Genomic DNA, 16,715 nt, shown 5'->3' with positions numbered 1-16,715 from the left:
CGCCGGCTGCCCTCCGGCCCAGGGAGTAGGTGGTGCCTCCCGGGATGCGCCGGAAACCTTCGGCCGCGTACCTTGCATACCCCTTGAGTCTGATCCGCCCCCGCCACAGCCGCGTGATGTCGCCGGTAGAGACGCAGGGTGTTGCCGGATCGTTCCCCACCGGGCTGGGGTCCATGCAGGCGCACCCCGTACCCTTGGATTTTGTGTTCCGTAGCCGTGCCAAGGAAGAGAAGGCCCCCGCCGACAAGGCGCCGGTGACCGACTCCAAGCAGACCCGTGACCCGCAGGCCCCCAAGGGCCGCCCGACGCCCAAGCGCAGCGAGGCCCAAACCCAGCGCCGCAGCGTCGCCAACAGCCAGATGACGCGCAAGGAGGCCTCGAAGCGGCAGCGCGACGAGCGCCGTACGCAGATGGAGCGGCAGCGCCAGGCGCTGGCGAGCGGCGACGAGCGCTATCTGCCCGTCCGCGACAAGGGCCCGGTCCGGCGGTTCGCACGCGACTTCGTGGACTCGCGGTTCAACATCGCGGAGTGGTTCCTGCCGCTCGCGGTGGTCATCCTCGTCCTGAGCATGATCCGTGTGCCGTCGATCCAGAACATCGCGCTGCTGCTGTGGCTGTTCGTGATCATCCTGATCGTCGTCGACTCGATCCTTACCGCGATCCGCCTGAAGAAGCAGCTGAACGCGCGCTTCCCGGACCAGCCGAAGCGAGGGGCCGTCGCGTACGCCCTGATGCGCACGCTCCAGATGCGTCGGCTCCGGCTGCCGAAGCCGCAGGTCAAGCGCGGAGAGCGGCCCTGAGCGCAGAGCCTTATCCGCTGGGGGCGGCCGCCTGGCTGCAGGGGCTCGGGGGCCTGCGCAACGCCGTACGTCAGGAACTGGTGGCACGGCAGCTCGACGAGCAGCTGGCCGGGCGCTTCCCCGTCGGGCAGCGGCTGCGGGTGCTCGACGTCGGCATGGGCCAGGGCACGCAGGCGCTGCGGCTGGCCCGTGCCGGGCACAAGGTGACCGGCCTGGAGCAGGACCCGAAGATGGTCGCCGTGGCGCGCGAGGCGCTGGCCGCGGAGCCTGAGGGCATACGGCAGCGGGTGCGGCTGGTCGAGGGTGACGGCCGGGACACGGGCGTGCACTTCCTGCCGGGCAGCTTCGACGTGGTGCTGTGCCACGGCGTGCTGATGTACGTCGAGCAGCCCGACCCGCTGCTGGCCGGCCTCGCCCGGATGCTGGCCCCGGGCGGGCTGCTGTCACTGCTGGTACGGAACGCCGACGCACTGGCGCTGCGGCCGGGGCGGGCCGGCGACTGGGCCGGGGCGCTGGCCTCCTTCGACACCGACGCCTACACCAACCGGCTGGGGCTGCGGGTGCGGGCCGACCGGCTGAACGCGCTCACCTCGACGCTTGCGGGGATCGGGGCGCCGCTGCACGCCTGGTACGGCGTGCGGGTCTTCACCGACACGGCGGCCGACGACGCCACCGTGCCCGACGACTTCGGCGCGCTCCTCGCCGCGGAGGAGCGCGCCGGGCGCACGGATCCCTATCGCCGGGTGGCGGCGCTGCTTCATCTTTGCGGGGTGCGGGGCGGCTGACCTGCGGTGTGCGCCCCTCCCCGCCCTACGGGCGGGTGGGCACAACCGTGACAGTCGCCGCCACCGGTCAGGCCTGGGCCTCCTCCGCGTGGAGGCTCATCGGGCCGTAGATCAGGGTCGCGTCCTCGAAGAGGGTCACCTGGTCCGCGCCGCCGTCCGCGAGTTCCCGCCAGTGCTCGCCGATCCAGGACTCGGCGTCCCCCTGAGTGGTGAACTCCTCAGGCTGCACGGCCGGCTGGACCTCCGTCCCGTCCGACTTCTCGAAACGCCACGTCCAAGCCACCATGCCAGCCTCCCGAGGGTGAGAAGAGGTGCTTCGGAGCTGCTGAAGCGTCTTGAAGCCTAGCCGGACGCGCAGCAGCGGCAACGGCGCGGGAGGATCTTTCCGTGGAACTGACTCTGCTCGGCACCGGGGGCCCCGAGGGCCTGCCGCGCCCCGGCTGCCCCTGCGCCTCCTGCTCGGCCGCGCTCGGCGAGGCGGCGCGTGCCGCGACCGCGCTGCTCGTCGACGGCACGCTGCTGCTCGACCTCACACCGGGCGCCGCGTTCGCCGCCGCCCGCGCGGGACGCATGCTCGGGGGCGTACGCCAGGTCCTGCTCTCCCATCCGCACGAGGGCCCGGCGGTCGAGGTGCCCGCCGGGCTGCCGCAGCCGGCCCGCGTGCCCGACGGGCGGGAGCTGGCGCTGATGAGCGGCCACCGGGTGCATGCGCTGGCGATGGACGCGCCGGGCACCGGCTACGCGGTGACGGGCCCCGACGGGCAGCGGCTGCTGTATCTGCCGCCGGGGGCCGCGCCCGCGGGCCTCGAGGAAGGGCACACGCCGTACGACATGGTCGTGGCGGACGTGGTCGGCCGGCCGGACGCGCTGGCGCGGCTGCGGGCCGTGGGCGCGGTGTCCGCCACGACCGACGTGATCGCGGTCCATCTGGACCACGACGTGCCGCCGGGCGCGGAGTTGCGGCGCAGGCTGGCCGCCGCGGGGGCGCGGGCCGTGCCGGACGGGACGACGCTCGTGGTCGGCTCCTACGAGGACGTGCCTGACGTGCCGCGCCGCACACTGGTGCTGGGCGGGGCGCGTTCGGGCAAGTCCGTGGAGGCCGAGCGGCGGCTGGAGACCTTCCCCGATGTGCTGTACGTGGCGACGGGCGGCACGCGGGGCGGGGACTCGGAGTGGGCGGAGCGGGTGGCCCTGCACCGCGAGCGGCGCCCCGGCTCGTGGCAGACCGCCGAGACCTGCGATCTCGTGCCTCTGCTGGCGGAGACCGGGCCCCCGCTGCTCATCGACTGTCTGTCGCTGTGGCTGACGTATGCCATGGACGCAGTGAACGCGTGGGACGACGCCGAGTGGGCGGGGGGCGGCGAGCGGGCGCTGCGGGGGCGTGTGCGGGATCTGACGGACGCGGTGCGGCGCACCCGGCGTACCGTCGTGGCCGTCTCGAACGAGGTGGGCTCGGGCATCGTCCCGGCCACCGCGTCGGGCCGCCGGTACCGCGACGAACTGGGCCGTCTGAACGCGGCGTTCGCGGCCGAGTGCGAGCAGATGCTGCTGGTGGTGGCGGGGCAGGCGCTGGTGCTGCGCGGCTGACCTCCTTGCGACTGCGGGCCTACCGTTGTGCCCACGACGGCGGGTGCCCGTCCTCGTTCCGGCGGGCGATCACCCGGTACGCGTTCGCGAAGCGCGTGCGGCTCGCCAGCGGCGCGAGGACGTGGTCGGCGGCGCGGGCGGCGCCGACGAGCGGGCTGGCAGCCCAGCTCAGGGCGGCGCGCACGGTCCGCTGCAGATCGCTCGGCGGGCGGCTGCGCCACGGCTGGTCGGCCGCGGGCAGACACTGGTCGAGGGCGAGCGCGACCCCCGTACCGAGGTCGAGCGGAACATGCGCGTCACGGCGGTCGACGGCGGCCACGGTGTAGCCGAGGCCCTCCAGTCCCCGCAGCAGATTCCCGAGCGGAATCAGATGCAGGTGCTGCGGCTGGACGTACGACGCCCACCACCGGCCCAGCAGCCGGGCGTAGCGGCTGTCCGGGTCGACCGCCTCGATCAGCAGGTGCCCGCCGGGCCGCAACACGCGGCGGGCGGCGGCGAGTTCCTCGCGCGGGTCGGCGGCGTGCTCCAAGTGGTGGAGCATGCTCAGTACGTCGTAGCGGCCCGCGAGCCGCGGCGCGAGTTCCGCCAGGGAGCCGCGGTGGCCCTCCTCGATGCGCCCGGCCCGGACGGCCTCGTGGACGGCCGCGCCTTCGTCGAGTCCGTCGAAGGCCGTGTACGGGTGGACGTCCCGGGCGGCCTCCGGGAAACGGGCGTGCCCCGTGCCGATGTCGAGCCAGCTCTCGGGCTCGCCGAAGGGCAGCATCGCCCGGGCGGTCCCCCGGTACCGCTTCGCGTCGCACCGGGCGCCGAGCACCGGCCCGTCGTGGGCGTCCCGGCCGTAGAAAGCCCGGCCTTCGGGGGTGAGTCGGGGGTTCTGGAAGGCGTGGGAGCAGTCCAGGCACTCCTCGAGGACGAAGGTACCGGGCTTGTGCTGGACCAGATCGGTGGTGCGCAGCCGGACGCGCAGCCGCTCCGAGCCGCACCAGGGGCAGTCGGTGCGGCGCGGCTCGTGGAACCGGTCGGTGCCCTGGGCGAGTTCACGCAGACACGCGGGACGCCGCCGGGCGACGGCCTGCCGGCCGGAGGCCTGCTGGACGGCCTGCTGGATGAAGGGCATGGCTACTCCGTGCATCGCCCGCGGTCCGGTCGAGTGAGTAAGCGAGTAATACGACAATTCCGTACAAGTCGGAACGTAGGGGATCACTGGCGGCGCCGCAACGACGCGGACCGAAGGGGTGGGACACATGGCGTAACCCGTGACCCGCGCCACGGCAGGGACGGCGCCCGGTTCTATGGCAGCCCGTCAGCAGCCCGGTTCGACCCCTGCCGGTACTGTTCGGCGAATGAGCTCGCTGAATCTCGACGACTTCACCGATCTGATCGAGCGCCCCGACGGTGGCGTGCGCCGCGATGCCGAAGAGCGCAGGGAGCGGCTGGTCGTGCCGCCCGGGGCGCTCGGCCGCCTGGACGAGCTGGGCGAGTGGCTGGCGGCAGCGCAGTCCAGCGTGCCGGTCAGGCCCATCGAGCAGCCGCGCGTGGTGCTGTTCGCCGGCGACCACGGGATCGCCGAGCTGGGCGTCTCCGCCCGGCCGGCCGGGAGCGCGGCCGAGCTGGTGCGGGCCGCGCTCGCGGGCGAGAGCACGGTCTCGGTGCTGGCCCGCCGGCTGGGCGTGCCCGTACGGATCGTCGACATGGCACTGGACTGCGACCCGGGCTCCCTGCCCGACGACGTCGTACGCCACCGGGTGCGGCGCGGGTCCGGGCGTATCGACATCGAGGACGCCTTGAGCCTCGAGGAGGCGGAGGCCGCGTTCCGTGCGGGTATGGCCGTGGCCGACGAGGAGGCCGACTCCGGCACGGACCTGGTCGTCCTCGGTGATCTGAGCGTCGGCGGCACGACGGCCGCGTCGACGCTGATCGCCGCGCTGTGCGGCACGGACGCCTCCGTGGTGACCGGCAGGGGCGGGCGCCATATCGACGACCTGGCCTGGATGCGCAAGTGCGCGGCCGTACGGGATGCGCTGCGGCGGGCCCGCCCGGTGCTCGGCGACCAGCTGCGGCTGCTGGCCGCGGTGGGCGGCGCGGACCTTGCGGCCACCACAGGCTTCCTGCTGCAGAGCGCCGTGCGGCATACGCCGGTGATTCTCGACGGGGTCGTCTCGGCGGCGTGTGCGCTGGTGGCGCAGCGGGTCGCGTTCCGTGCGCCCGACTGGTGGCTCGCGGGCCAGGCCAGCGGGGAGCCCGCCCAGGCGAAGGCCCTGGACCGGATGGCCATCGAGCCTCTTCTGGACCACGGTGTCGCGGTCGGCGAGGGGGCGGGGGCGCTGCTGGCGCTGCCGCTCGTGCAGGCCGCGGCGGCGTTGGCAGCGGAGCTGCCTGAGGCCGACGCCAAGGCCGAGTAGGGCTCGCGGCCTTACCGCTGTGGGCAGTCGTTCCGCTGGGGCGATGAGGGTACCTCCCATGCCCTTAAGGCAATGGGGGAGGGTGGGCACAGCCCCCACGACGGCGGGTGCCTCTAATTGGTGCGGTGCGCCCTCGGACGGCGCACCGCTCAACGGCGTTCCGCCGCCCCGTCCCCGTCCGGCCTGCCGCCGAGCCAGTCCTCGAATCGGCGGCTGGGCCCGCCCCAGCGGCGGTCGTGGCGGTAGGCACGCAGACCCGCCCTCGCCCGGGCGCGGGGACGGCGGGCGTAGAACCTCTTTGCCCAGGGCGAGCCGGGCCGGGCCAGCCGGACCGCACCGAACAGCGCGACCAGCGGCACCACCGCGCCGATGATCGCCACCCGGGGCTTGCCCTTGCCGAGGGCGACGAGGGCGAGGAAGAAGTTCATGGCGGTGTTCATGAGGACGATGGCGCGGTTCTGCCGCTCCTCGGGCGACAGGTCGTTGACGCCGAACGGCAGGAAGCCGCTGAGCACCAGCGCCACCAGGGCCGTCGTGAGCACGACGACCTCGACGCTCATCCGGCCCTTCTCGCTCCAGTAGACGTCGTCGAGATGGAGGATCAGCGCGAACTCGTCGAGGACGAGGCCCGCGCCCATGCCGAAGAGCACCGCCGACAGCAGGGCGCCGACGTCGTGCGCGCCCGTGGCCACGGCGCCGAAGCCGCCGATGACGGTCAGTACGACGCCGGGGACCACGTGATGGATGTGCACTTTCCCCGTACTGACGTTGCGGAAAGGGCCCTTGCCCGCCCGGATCAGCCGCGTGATGACCCGGACGGCCAGAAAGGTCCCCACGAACGAGAGCAGCGCGAGCAGCAGCGGCAACTTGCCGGGCTCGACGATGTTCCGGAACCACCAGTGCCCCATATGTGCAATTTAGTGGGTTCTGTATGGAGCGCGAGGGAGCCGAGCCCGCGAAGTACCGCCGCACGCGCCCGGTTAACCTGCGCCAATGTCCGAGACCCCGTCCTCTTCCGATCCCGGCCCGGCAGGCCTCCGCTTCGCCTTCGGCACCCTGACCGCGCTCCCCGTCCACGTCCCCCGGTGGGACCGTGAGGCCGCCCGCGCCGGGATGCTCTGCGCTCCCGTAGCCGGCCTGGTCATAGGCCTGTTCGCCGCGGCCGTCGGCGGCGCCCTGCTGCTCCTCGGCTCGGGCCCGCTGCTCGCCGCCGTGGCCACCGCCGCCGTACCCGCCGTGCTCACCCGAGGCCTGCATCTCGACGGGCTCGCGGACACCGCGGACGGGCTGGGCAGCGGCAGACCCGCCGAGGACGCGTTGCGGATCATGAAGCAGTCCGACATCGGCCCGTTCGGCGTCATCACGCTGCTCTTCGTGCTGCTCGGCCAGGTGGCGGTGCTCTTCCAGGCGTACGACGTCTCGTGGGCGCGCGGCGCGGTGGCGGCCGCCGTCTCGGCGACCGCCGCCCGGCTCGCCCTCACGCTGGCCGCCCGCACGGGCGTGCCCGCGGCCCGCCCGGAGGGGCTGGGTGCCGCGGTGGCGGGGACGGTGCCCACGCGCGGGGCGCTTCTCGTGGCGGCCGCCGTCGTCTGCGCGGCCGCGGGGGCCGGCGGGCTGCTCGGGGCGCCCGACGTGGTCCGGGGCGCCGCGGCGGTGCTGGTCGCGTGCGCGGCCGCCGAACTGCTGCTGCGTCACTGCACGCGCCGTCTGGGCGGAGTGACGGGTGACGTCTTCGGCGCGCTGGCGGAGACCGCGGCGACGGCCGCGCTGCTGGTGTTCGCTCTGGGGTGACGGCGGGCCGGCCGGAGAACGCACTCCCTGCGGGAGCCCGTCCCCCCGTCACCGCGGCCCCCGCGTCCCCCACGAGGCCTGCCTGCGAAAATGAAGCTGCCGGAACAGCGAACCCCTCCCCCGGGCCGGACGCCCCGCACCGTGTGTCGCTCAGACCCCACCGGCATCGGTCGTGTGGATGACGCAGGCACCACAGCCGGATGAACGCACGCGGGCATGAGCGAACGGCGAACCCGCGCGTAGGCTCACTTCCGGCACTCTTCCGGCCCGGCACAGACCACGCGACCCCGGGGACACTTCCCCGGCACCGCTTGCGCCGAGCCCGGTCGAACCACCCCTCTCGACCTCACACAACGGAAGCGAGACATCACCACCGTGACTGCTCTGACTCTCAGCACCGCGGCCGCGTCCGGCCTGCGTGCCGACGCGATCGTCGTCGGTGTCGCAAAGGGCGCAAAGGGCCCGGTCGTCGCACCCGGCGCCGAGGCCGTCGACAAGGCGTACGACGGCAAGCTCGCGTCCGTCCTGGAGACCCTCGGCGCCTCCGGCGGCGAGGGTGAGGTGACGAAGCTGCCCGCACCCTCCGGTTTCAAGGCGCCGGTCGTGGTCGCGGTCGGCCTCGGCGCGGTCCCGGACAACGGCGACGAAGGCCAGAAGGGCGACGCGTACGCCCCGGAGGCGCTGCGCCGCGCCGCGGGCGCCGCAGCCCGCGCGCTGGCCGGTTCGAAGAAGGCCGCGTTCGCGCTGCCCCTCGATGACGCCGAGGACGTCGCCGCCGTCGCCGAGGGCGCCCTGCTCGGCGCGTACGCCTTCGACGCGTACAAGGAGAACGGCAGGAACGCGAAGAACGGCAAGGCCCCGCTCGCCGAGGTCGCGCTGCTCGGCGCCAAGCCCCGCGACAAGGCCCACAAGGCGGCGGCCGAGCGCGCCACGGCCGTGACCGAGGAGCTCAACCGCGCCCGCGACCTGATCAACACGCCGCCGAACGACCTCAACCCCGAGGCCTTCGCCGCCGTCGCCACGGCCGCGGCCAAGGAGCACGGCATCAAGGTGCAGGTGCTCGACGAGAAGGCGCTCACCAAGGGCGGCTACGGCGGCATCCTCGGCGTCGGCGCCGGTTCCGCGTCCCCGCCGCGCCTGGTCAAGCTCTCGTACACGCACCCCGAGGCGAACAAGCACCTCGCCTACGTCGGCAAGGGCATCACCTACGACTCGGGCGGCATCTCGCTCAAGCCGGCCGGCCACAACGAGACGATGAAGTGCGACATGAGCGGTGCCGCCGCGGTCTTCGCCGCGGTCGTCGCCGCCGCCCGCCTCGGTCTCGAGGTCAACGTCACCGGCTGGCTGGCGCTCGCCGAGAACATGCCGTCCGGCTCCGCGACCCGCCCGGGCGACGTGCTGCGCATGTACAGCGGCAAGACGGTCGAGGTGCTCAACACCGACGCCGAGGGCCGGCTCGTGCTGGCCGACGCGATCGCCAAGGCCTCCGAGGAGAAGCCCGACGCGATCGTCGACGTGGCGACCCTGACCGGTGCGATGGTCCTGGCGCTCGGCAGCCGCACCTTCGGCGTCATGTCCAACGACGACGCCTTCCGTACGGCTCTGCACGAGACGGCGGAGGAGGCCGGCGAGGCGTCCTGGCCGATGCCGCTCCCCTCGGACCTGCGCAAGGGCATGGACTCCGCGACGGCCGACATCGCCAACATGGGCGAGCGGATGGGCGGCGGCCTGGTCGCCGGCCTGTTCCTGAAGGAGTTCGTGGGCGAGGGCATCACCTGGGCGCACCTCGACATCGCGGGTCCGGCCTTCAACGAGCAGGGCCCCTTCGGCTACACGCCGAAGGGCGGCACCGGCTCCGCGGTCCGCACGCTGGTGCGGCTTGCGGAGCGCACGGCCGCGGGCGACCTGGGCTGACGCCGCGCACCTGGCGCGCGTCCCGCCTGGTCCGGGACGCGCGTCAGGGGTTTGCCCTGTGCGGCCACTGTGAGGGGCGCCGTGCGTCGTGGGCCGTGCCCACCCGTTCCGCCCTGCGGAACGCCTGCCCACAGCGGTGCGGCGCGGCAGGATGAGCCATCTCACACACAGGCCCGGCGTCCCGACTGTGCCGGAAGGGTGCGAAGATGGGTTCTCGGCAGGACAGGGCCCCACACAGGGCCGAAGAAAGAGCGGCCGAACACCAGCCGACCGGCCGGTCGACCCCCGGTGAAGGGGACCGGCGTACGGCGCACATGCATGGAGGACGTGACGTGGCGAACGACGCCAGCACCGTTTTCGACCTAGTGATCCTCGGCGGTGGTAGCGGCGGTTACGCCGCGGCTCTGCGCGCCTCTCAGCTGGGCCTTGACGTCGCCCTGATCGAGAAGGACAAGCTCGGCGGCACCTGCCTGCACCGCGGCTGCATCCCGACCAAGGCCCTGCTGCACGCCGGCGAGATCGCCGACCAGGCGCGCGAGGCCGACCAGTTCGGTGTCAAGGCGACCTTCGAGGGCATCGACATCGCGGGCGTCCACAAGTACAAGGACGACGTGATCTCGGGCCTCTACAAGGGTCTGCAGGGCCTGGTCGCCTCCCGCAAGGTGACCTACATCGAGGGTGAGGGCCGCCTGTCGTCCGCCACCTCCGTGGACGTGAACGGCCAGCGCATCCAGGGCCGCCACATCCTGCTGGCGACCGGCTCCGTGCCGAAGTCGCTGCCCGGTCTGGAGATCGACGGCAACCGCATCATCTCCTCGGACCACGGGCTGGTGCTGGACCGCGTCCCGCAGTCCGCGATCATCCTGGGCGGCGGCGTCATCGGCGTCGAGTTCGCCTCGGCGTGGAAGTCCTTCGGCACCGACGTGACGATCGTCGAGGGCCTGAAGCACCTCGTCCCGGTCGAGGACGAGAACAGCTCGAAGCTTCTTGAGCGCGCCTTCCGCAAGCGCGGCATCAAGTTCAACCTCGGCACCTTCTTCCAGAAGGCCGAGTACACGCAGGACGGCGTCCGCGTGACCCTCGCCGACGGCAAGACCTTCGAGGCCGAGGTGCTGCTGGTCGCCATCGGCCGCGGCCCGGTCTCGCAGGGCCTGGGCTACGAGGAGGTCGGCGTCGCGATGGACCGCGGCTACGTCCTCGTCGACGAGTACATGCAGACCAACATCCCCACCATCTCCGCCGTGGGCGACCTCGTCCCGACGCTGCAGCTCGCGCACGTCGGCTTCGCCGAGGGCATCCTGGTGGCGGAGCGTCTGGCCGGCCTCAAGGCCGTGCCGATCGACTACGACGGTGTGCCCCGGGTGACGTACTGCCACCCCGAGGTCGCCTCCGTGGGCATCACCGAGGCCAAGGCCAAGGAGATCTACGGCGCGGACAAGGTCGTCGCTCTGAAGTACAACCTCGCGGGCAACGGCAAGAGCAAGATCCTGAAGACCGCGGGCGAGATCAAGCTCGTCCAGGTCAAGGACGGTGCCGTGGTCGGCGTCCACATGGTCGGCGACCGCATGGGCGAGCAGGTCGGCGAGGCTCAGCTGGTCTACAACTGGGAGGCGCTGCCCGCCGAGGTCGCGCAGCTCATCCACGCCCACCCGACGCAGAGCGAGGCGCTCGGCGAGGCCCACCTGGCCCTCGCGGGCAAGCCGCTCCACTCGCACGACTGACCTTCGGTCACTTCAGTCGCCTCATCAGGGCGCGACGAGCACAGACTTCCGCAATTTCGTTAGGAGCAACCGAAACCATGGCGGTTTCCGTATCCCTTCCGGCGCTCGGCGAGAGCGTCACCGAGGGCACTGTCACCCGCTGGCTGAAGGCCGAGGGCGAGCGCGTCGAGCTCGACGAGCCGCTGCTCGAGGTGTCGACCGACAAGGTCGACACCGAGATCCCGTCGCCCGCCGCCGGTGTGCTGGCCTCCATCAAGGTCGCCGAGGACGAGACGGTCGAGGTCGGCGCCGAGCTGGCCGTCATCGACGACGGCACGGGCGCGCCCGCGGCCGCCCCCGCTCCGGCCGCCGTCGAGGCCCCGGCCCCGGCCGCTCCGGCCCCGGTCGCCGAGGCCCCCGCCCCGGCTCCGGCCGCCCCGGCCGCGCCTGCCGCTCCGGCCGGTGGCGCCGCCCAGGGCACCGACGTCGTCCTGCCCGCGCTGGGCGAGTCGGTCACCGAGGGCACCGTCACCCGCTGGCTCAAGGAGGTCGGCGAGACGGTCGAGGTCGACGAGCCGCTGCTCGAGGTCTCCACCGACAAGGTCGACACCGAGATCCCGGCCCCGACGTCCGGCGTTCTCCTGGAGATCGTCGTCGCTGAGGACGAGACCGCCGAGGTCGGCGCCAAGCTCGCCGTCATCGGCGCCCCGGGTGCCGCCCCGGCCGCCGTCCCGGCCCCGGCTCCCGCGCCTGCCGCTCCGGCCGCCCCCGTGGCGCCCGCTGCTCCGGCCGCCCCGGCCGCTGCCGCCCCGGCTCCCGTCCAGCCCGCTGCTCCGGCCGCCCCGGCCGCTGCCGCCCCGGCTCCCGTCCAGCCCGCTGCCCCGGCTCCCGCCCCGGCCGCTCCGGCTCCGGTCACCCCGGCCGCGGTCCCGGCTCCGACGGCGCCGGTGGACGAGGGCGCGTACGTGACCCCGCTGGTGCGCAAGCTCGCCGCCGAGCACGGCGTCGACCTGGCCACCGTCAAGGGCACCGGCGTCGGCGGCCGTATCCGCAAGCAGGACGTCATCGCCGCCGCCGAGGCCGCGAAGGCCGCCGCCGCTGCCCCGGCTCCGGCCGCCGCGGCTCCGGTGGCCGCGAAGAAGGCCCCGGCCCTCGAGGTGTCCCCGCTGCGCGGCCAGACGGTCAAGATGACCCGCATGCGCAAGGTCATCGGCGACAACATGATGAAGGCGCTGCACACGCAGGCCCAGCTGACCTCGGTCGTCGAGGTCGACGTCACCAAGCTGATGCGGCTGCGCGCCGCGGCGAAGGACTCCTTCGCCGCCCGCGAGGGCGTGAAGCTCTCCCCGATGCCGTTCTACGTCAAGGCGGCGGCCCAGGCGCTGAAGGCCCACCCGGTCATCAACGCCCGGATCAACGAGGACGAGGGCACCATCACGTACTTCGACTCGGAGAACATCGGCATCGCCGTGGACTCCGAGAAGGGCCTGATGACGCCGGTCATCAAGGGTGCGGGCGACCTGAACATCGCCGGTATCGCCAAGAAGACCGCCGAGCTGGCCTCCGCCGTGCGCGCCAACAAGATCACGCCGGACGACCTCGCCGGCGCGACCTTCACGATCAGCAACACCGGCTCGCGCGGTGCGCTGTTCGACACGGTCATCGTGCCGCCGAACCAGGTCGCGATCCTGGGCATCGGCGCCACCGTCAAGCGTCCGGCCGTCATCGAGACCGCCGAGGGCACCGTCATCGGCGTCCGCGACATGACGTACCTGTCGCTGTCCTACGACCACCGTCTGGTGGACGGCGCGGACGCCGCCCGCTACCTGACCGCGGTCAAGGCGATCCTGGAGGCCGGCGAGTTCGAGGTCGAGCTCGGCCTGTAGGAACCGGCCTGTAGGAACCGGTCAAAACCGGTCGAGGCCTGTAAGCCTCGCCACACCTGCGGGAACGCCCCCGCCCGGAGCATTTCCGGGCGGGGGCGTCGCCGTATTGTCTAGACGTCAGCCGTCATCAGACGTCAGCCGTCGCCAGACTGGAGCACCGCATGACCGCGCCCGTCGTCCACTCGCTGCGCGAACAGATCCGCGAGCACATCGTGGAGGGGATCGTGAGCGGGCGCTGGAAGCCGGGCGAGCGGATCGTGGAGCGGCGCATCGCCACCGAGCTCGCGGTGAGCCAGACGCCCGTACGGGAGGCGCTGCGCGAGCTGGAGACCCTGCGACTGATCGAGTCGGCGCCCAACAAGGGCGTCCGCGTGCGGAATCTCACGGCCGCCGATCTGGAGGAGAGCTACCCCGTGCGGGCCGGCCTCGAGGCGATCGCCGCGGAGCTGGCGGCCGAGCGGCTCGCCGAGGACTGCTCCGCGCTGGAACCGCACGTCGCGGCGCTCTACGACGCGGACCGGGTCTCCGACGGGACGGCGCAGGTGCGGCACACGGTCGCGTTCCACCGGGAGATGGTGCGGGCGGCCGGGAACTCCGTGCTGCTGCACACCTGGGAGGGGCTGGGCATCGAGGTCTTCACGGCCCTGTCCATCCGCTGGCTGGGCACGGTCCAGCAGTCGTACGCCGAGGAGCACGAGGCCCTGATCGAGGCCTTCCGCCGCCGGGACCCGCGGATCGCGGACCTGGTAAAGGCCCACGTCCTGGGCTGCGCCCCGCGCGCGTAGCCCGCGGCGCCGCGCCCTGTACCCCTGGCCCACAGCGGAGCACCTTGCCGCTCAGAAGTCGCCGCCCACCTGCGAAAACAAGGCACCCGGTGCCTGCCGCCAAGGCACCCCGTGCCGACTTTCGTCCTCCAGGCAAGAAATACCACCCCGGGCTTTGATCGATCATCGATCAGGGGCTTACAGTCTTCGACGGGCTCTCACCAGAGCCCTACGCCCTGTCCTGCCAAAGACCAAGGGCACCCCCGAACCCTTACCGACAAGGGAACCCCCTTCGACTACGGAAGGCGGCGCAATGACCGACCCCACCGCAATCCAGCCGAGCGAGCTCGACCAGCTCCCGGACCGCGACCCGGAGGAGACCGCCGAATGGCAGGCCTCCCTGGACGCCGTCGCCAGGGAAGCGGGCCCGCACCGTGCCGCGTACCTGATGCGGCGCACCCTGGAACGCGCTGAGGGCGCCGGCCTGGCGCTGCCCAAGCTGCTCGAGACCGACTACGTCAACACCATCCCCACCGCCACCGAGCCCACCGTGGACGGCGACGAGGAGATGGAGGCCCGGATCACGGCGTGGAACCGCTGGAACGCGGCCGCGATGGTGACCCGCGGTTCGAAATACGGCGTCGGCGGCCACATCGCCACCTTCGCCTCGGCCGCCTGGCTCTACGAGACGGGCTTCAACCACTTCTTCCGCGGCAAGGAGGGTGACGGCTCCGGCGACCAGCTCTACATCCAGGGCCACGCGTCCCCCGGCATCTACGCCCGCGCCTTCCTCGACGGCCGCCTGGCCGAGGAGCAGCTCGACAACTTCCGCCGCGAGGCCGGCGGCAACGGCCTGCCCTCGTACCCGCACCCGCGCCGCCTCCCCTGGCTCTGGGAGTTCCCGACCGTCTCCATGGGCCTCGGCCCGCTCTCCGCGATCTACCAGGCGCGCTTCAACCGCTACCTGACCAACCGCGGCATCAAGGACGTCTCCGCCTCGCACGTGTGGGCGTTCCTCGGCGACGGCGAGATGGACGAGCCCGAGTCGACCGCGGCACTCGCGCTGGCCGCCCGCGAGGGTCTGGACAACCTGACCTTCGTCATCAACTGCAACCTGCAGCGCCTCGACGGCCCGGTCCGCGCGAACTTCAAGATCGTGCAGGAGCTGGAGGCCCAGTTCCGCGGCGCCGGCTGGAACGTCGTCAAGACCCTGTGGGGCAACGCCTGGGACGAGCTCTTCCAGCTCGACACCACCGGCGCCCTGGTCCGCCGTCTGCGCGAGGTCCCGGACGCCCAGGTCCAGACGTACCAGACCCGTGACGCCGCCTACATCCGCCAGGACTTCTTCGGCAAGGACCCGGCGCTCGTCGAGATGGCGAAGCTGCTGTCCGACGACAAGATCCTCGAGTGCTTCCACCTGTCCCGCGGCGGCCACGAGCCCCGCAAGGTCTACGCGGCGTACAAGGCGGCCCTGGCGCACAAGGGCGCGCCGACCGTCATCCTCGCCCAGACCGTCAAGGGCTTCACGCTCGGTGAGGGCTTCGCGTCCAAGAACGCCAACCACCAGATGAAGAAGCTGACGGTGGACGAGTTCAAGACGATGCGGGACCTGCTCGGCCTGCCCATCGCCGACAGCGCCTTCGAGGGCGGCCAGGTGCCCTACGGCCACCCCGGCGCCGACTCCCCCGAGGTCCGCTACCTCCAGGAGCGCCGCGCGGCCCTCGGCGGCCCGGCCCCGGCCCGCCGCGTCCACCCGGTCGCGCCGCTGCCCGTCCCGGCCGACAAGGCCTTCGCGGCCTTCGACAAGGGCTCCGGCAGCCAGTCCGTCGCCACCACCATGGCCTTCGTACGCCTGGTCAAGGACCTGATCCGCGACAAGGAGACGGGCAGGCGCTGGGTGCCGATCGTCCCCGACGAGGCGCGCACCTTCGGCATGGAGAGCCTCTTCCCGTCCCTCGGCATCTACTCGCCGAAGGGCCAGACGTACGAGCCGGTCGACCGCGACCAGCTGATGTACTACAAGGAGGCCAAGGACGGCCAGATCCTCAACGAGGGCATCACCGAGGCCGGTTCCATGGCGGACTTCATCGCCGCCGCCACGTCGTACGCGACGCACGGCGAGACGATGATCCCCTTCTACATCTTCTACTCGATGTTCGGCTGGCAGCGGACCGCCGACCAGATGTGGCAGCTCGGCGACCAGCTCGGCAAGGGCTTCCTCGTCGGCGCCACGGCCGGCCGTACGACGCTGACGGGCGAGGGCCTGCAGCACGCCGACGGCCACTCGCCGGTGATCGCCGCGACGAACCCGGCGGCCCTGACGTACGACCCGGCGTTCGCGTACGAGATCGGCGCGATCGTCAAGGAGGGTCTGCGCCGGATGTACGGCGAGGCCAAGCCGGGCGAGGACCAGGACGTCTTCTACTACCTGACCGTCTACAACGAGCCGATGCCGCAGCCCGCGAAGCCCGCGGGTGTCGACGAGGGCATCGTGCGCGGCCTCTACCGCTTCAACACGGCCGAGTCGGCCGGGCTGACGGTGCCCGCCAACGCGCCCCGCATCCAGCTGCTCGGCTCGGGCACCGCGATCCACTGGGCGCTCAAGGCGCAGAAGCTGCTCGCCGAGGAGTGGGGCGTGGCCGCCGACGTGTGGTCCGCGACCTCCTGGGGCGAGCTGCGCCGCGACGCGCTGGAGGCCGACGAGGCGCTGCTGCGCGGCGAGGAGCGCGTGCCGTACGTCCGCCAGGCGCTGCAGGGCGCCGAGGGCCCGGTCCTCGCGGTCAGCGACTACATGCGCCAGGTCCCGGACCAGATCGCGCAGTGGGTCGAGCAGGACTACTCCTCGCTGGGCGCGGACGGCTTCGGCCTCTCCGACACCCGCGACGCCGCCCGCCGCCACTTCGGCGTCGACGCCGAGTCGGTCGTCGCCGCGGCGCTCGCGCAGCTCGCCCGCCGCGGTGAGGTGCCGGCGGCTTCGGTGAAGGAAGCCCGCGAGAAGTACGGCCTGTAGCCGCCCCTCGCTCCCCAGACGACGCGCCCCCGGCCCCCGGTCCTCCCCCCGGCCCGGGGGCGCCGTCATGTCCGGC

General features: G+C 72.7%; 13 protein-coding genes. 10 read left to right on the top strand and 3 right to left on the bottom strand.

The window, feature by feature from the left end:
• Window positions 1-173 precede the first annotated feature (173 nt).
• A complete protein-coding gene (locus ACWD4J_RS01455; RefSeq protein ID WP_451393595.1) occupies window positions 174-800 on the top strand; it encodes a DUF3043 domain-containing protein in 627 nt (208 codons plus the stop codon).
• Between the two features lie 80 nt (window positions 801-880).
• Window positions 881-1,585 carry a class I SAM-dependent methyltransferase gene (locus tag ACWD4J_RS01450; RefSeq protein WP_451393208.1) on the top strand — a complete coding sequence of 235 codons (705 nt, stop codon included), beginning with the start codon at window positions 881-883 and terminating at the stop codon, window positions 1,583-1,585.
• Window positions 1,586-1,652: 67 nt separating this feature from the next.
• On the opposite strand, the gene ACWD4J_RS01445 is transcribed toward ACWD4J_RS01450, so the two are convergent.
• Window positions 1,653-1,871, bottom strand: coding sequence for a hypothetical protein (locus tag ACWD4J_RS01445; RefSeq protein WP_451393207.1), 219 nt, complete (start codon window positions 1,869-1,871; stop codon window positions 1,653-1,655).
• Window positions 1,872-1,972: 101 nt separating this feature from the next.
• Between ACWD4J_RS01445 and ACWD4J_RS01440 the strand changes: the two genes are divergently transcribed.
• Window positions 1,973-3,172, top strand: coding sequence for a bifunctional adenosylcobinamide kinase/adenosylcobinamide-phosphate guanylyltransferase (locus tag ACWD4J_RS01440; RefSeq protein WP_451393206.1), 1,200 nt, complete (start codon window positions 1,973-1,975; stop codon window positions 3,170-3,172).
• A 19-nt stretch (window positions 3,173-3,191) separates the two neighbouring features.
• On the opposite strand, the gene ACWD4J_RS01435 is transcribed toward ACWD4J_RS01440, so the two are convergent.
• Complete coding sequence (locus ACWD4J_RS01435) at window positions 3,192-4,289, bottom strand: methyltransferase domain-containing protein (protein ID WP_451393205.1); 1,098 nt, start codon at window positions 4,287-4,289, stop codon at window positions 3,192-3,194.
• 226 nt (window positions 4,290-4,515) lie between these two features.
• Here ACWD4J_RS01435 and cobT point away from each other — a divergent pair, with 226 nt between their 5' ends.
• Window positions 4,516-5,574, top strand: a complete 1,059-nt coding sequence (gene cobT, locus ACWD4J_RS01430; protein WP_451393204.1) for a nicotinate-nucleotide--dimethylbenzimidazole phosphoribosyltransferase — start codon at window positions 4,516-4,518, stop codon at window positions 5,572-5,574.
• A 149-nt stretch (window positions 5,575-5,723) separates the two neighbouring features.
• Here cobT and ACWD4J_RS01425 read toward each other — a convergent pair whose 3' ends face one another.
• Window positions 5,724-6,482: a hypothetical protein gene (locus ACWD4J_RS01425; protein ID WP_451393203.1), complete on the bottom strand. Its 759-nt coding sequence runs from the start codon at window positions 6,480-6,482 to the stop codon at window positions 5,724-5,726.
• Window positions 6,483-6,567: 85 nt separating this feature from the next.
• On the opposite strand from ACWD4J_RS01425, the gene ACWD4J_RS01420 reads away from it, so the two are divergent.
• The 6 genes from ACWD4J_RS01420 to aceE all read left to right on the top strand — a co-directional run bounded on the left by ACWD4J_RS01420 (window position 6,568) and on the right by aceE (window position 16,639).
• Window positions 6,568-7,365, top strand: coding sequence for an adenosylcobinamide-GDP ribazoletransferase (locus ACWD4J_RS01420; protein WP_451393202.1), 798 nt, complete (start codon window positions 6,568-6,570; stop codon window positions 7,363-7,365).
• Between the two features lie 375 nt (window positions 7,366-7,740).
• Window positions 7,741-9,279, top strand: coding sequence for a leucyl aminopeptidase (locus tag ACWD4J_RS01415; protein ID WP_451393201.1), 1,539 nt, complete (start codon window positions 7,741-7,743; stop codon window positions 9,277-9,279).
• 332 nt (window positions 9,280-9,611) lie between these two features.
• Window positions 9,612-11,000, top strand: a complete 1,389-nt coding sequence (gene lpdA / locus ACWD4J_RS01410) for a dihydrolipoyl dehydrogenase (protein ID WP_451393200.1) — start codon at window positions 9,612-9,614, stop codon at window positions 10,998-11,000.
• Window positions 11,001-11,077: 77 nt separating this feature from the next.
• The gene (gene sucB / locus ACWD4J_RS01405; RefSeq protein WP_451393199.1) at window positions 11,078-12,865 is read left to right on the top strand and encodes a 2-oxoglutarate dehydrogenase, E2 component, dihydrolipoamide succinyltransferase; all 1,788 of its coding nucleotides are present in this window, start codon (window positions 11,078-11,080) and stop codon (window positions 12,863-12,865) included.
• A gap of 161 nt (window positions 12,866-13,026) precedes the next feature.
• Complete coding sequence (locus ACWD4J_RS01400) at window positions 13,027-13,650, top strand: GntR family transcriptional regulator (RefSeq protein ID WP_451393198.1); 624 nt, start codon at window positions 13,027-13,029, stop codon at window positions 13,648-13,650.
• Between the two features lie 292 nt (window positions 13,651-13,942).
• Window positions 13,943-16,639: a pyruvate dehydrogenase (acetyl-transferring), homodimeric type gene (gene aceE / locus ACWD4J_RS01395; RefSeq protein WP_451393197.1), complete on the top strand. Its 2,697-nt coding sequence runs from the start codon at window positions 13,943-13,945 to the stop codon at window positions 16,637-16,639.
• The last annotated feature ends 76 nt before the right edge of the window (window positions 16,640-16,715 follow it).

Source organism: Streptomyces sp. NPDC002577, from assembly GCF_053594815.1.
Note: the sequence above shows the minus strand (reverse complement) of the source record. Positions and strands in the feature narration are given on the sequence as shown.

Coding starts and splice junctions, on each gene's coding strand:
- ACWD4J_RS01455 (WP_451393595.1), top strand. CDS start 174: ATGCAGGCGCACCCCGTACCCTTGGATTTTGTGTTCCGTAGCCGTGCC.
- ACWD4J_RS01445 (WP_451393207.1), bottom strand. CDS start 1,871: ATGGTGGCTTGGACGTGGCGTTTCGAGAAGTCGGACGGGACGGAGGTC.
- ACWD4J_RS01435 (WP_451393205.1), bottom strand. CDS start 4,289: ATGCCCTTCATCCAGCAGGCCGTCCAGCAGGCCTCCGGCCGGCAGGCC.
- cobT (WP_451393204.1), top strand. CDS start 4,516: ATGAGCTCGCTGAATCTCGACGACTTCACCGATCTGATCGAGCGCCCC.
- ACWD4J_RS01425 (WP_451393203.1), bottom strand. CDS start 6,482: ATGGGGCACTGGTGGTTCCGGAACATCGTCGAGCCCGGCAAGTTGCCG.
- ACWD4J_RS01420 (WP_451393202.1), top strand. CDS start 6,568: ATGTCCGAGACCCCGTCCTCTTCCGATCCCGGCCCGGCAGGCCTCCGC.
- sucB (WP_451393199.1), top strand. CDS start 11,078: ATGGCGGTTTCCGTATCCCTTCCGGCGCTCGGCGAGAGCGTCACCGAG.
- ACWD4J_RS01400 (WP_451393198.1), top strand. CDS start 13,027: ATGACCGCGCCCGTCGTCCACTCGCTGCGCGAACAGATCCGCGAGCAC.
- aceE (WP_451393197.1), top strand. CDS start 13,943: ATGACCGACCCCACCGCAATCCAGCCGAGCGAGCTCGACCAGCTCCCG.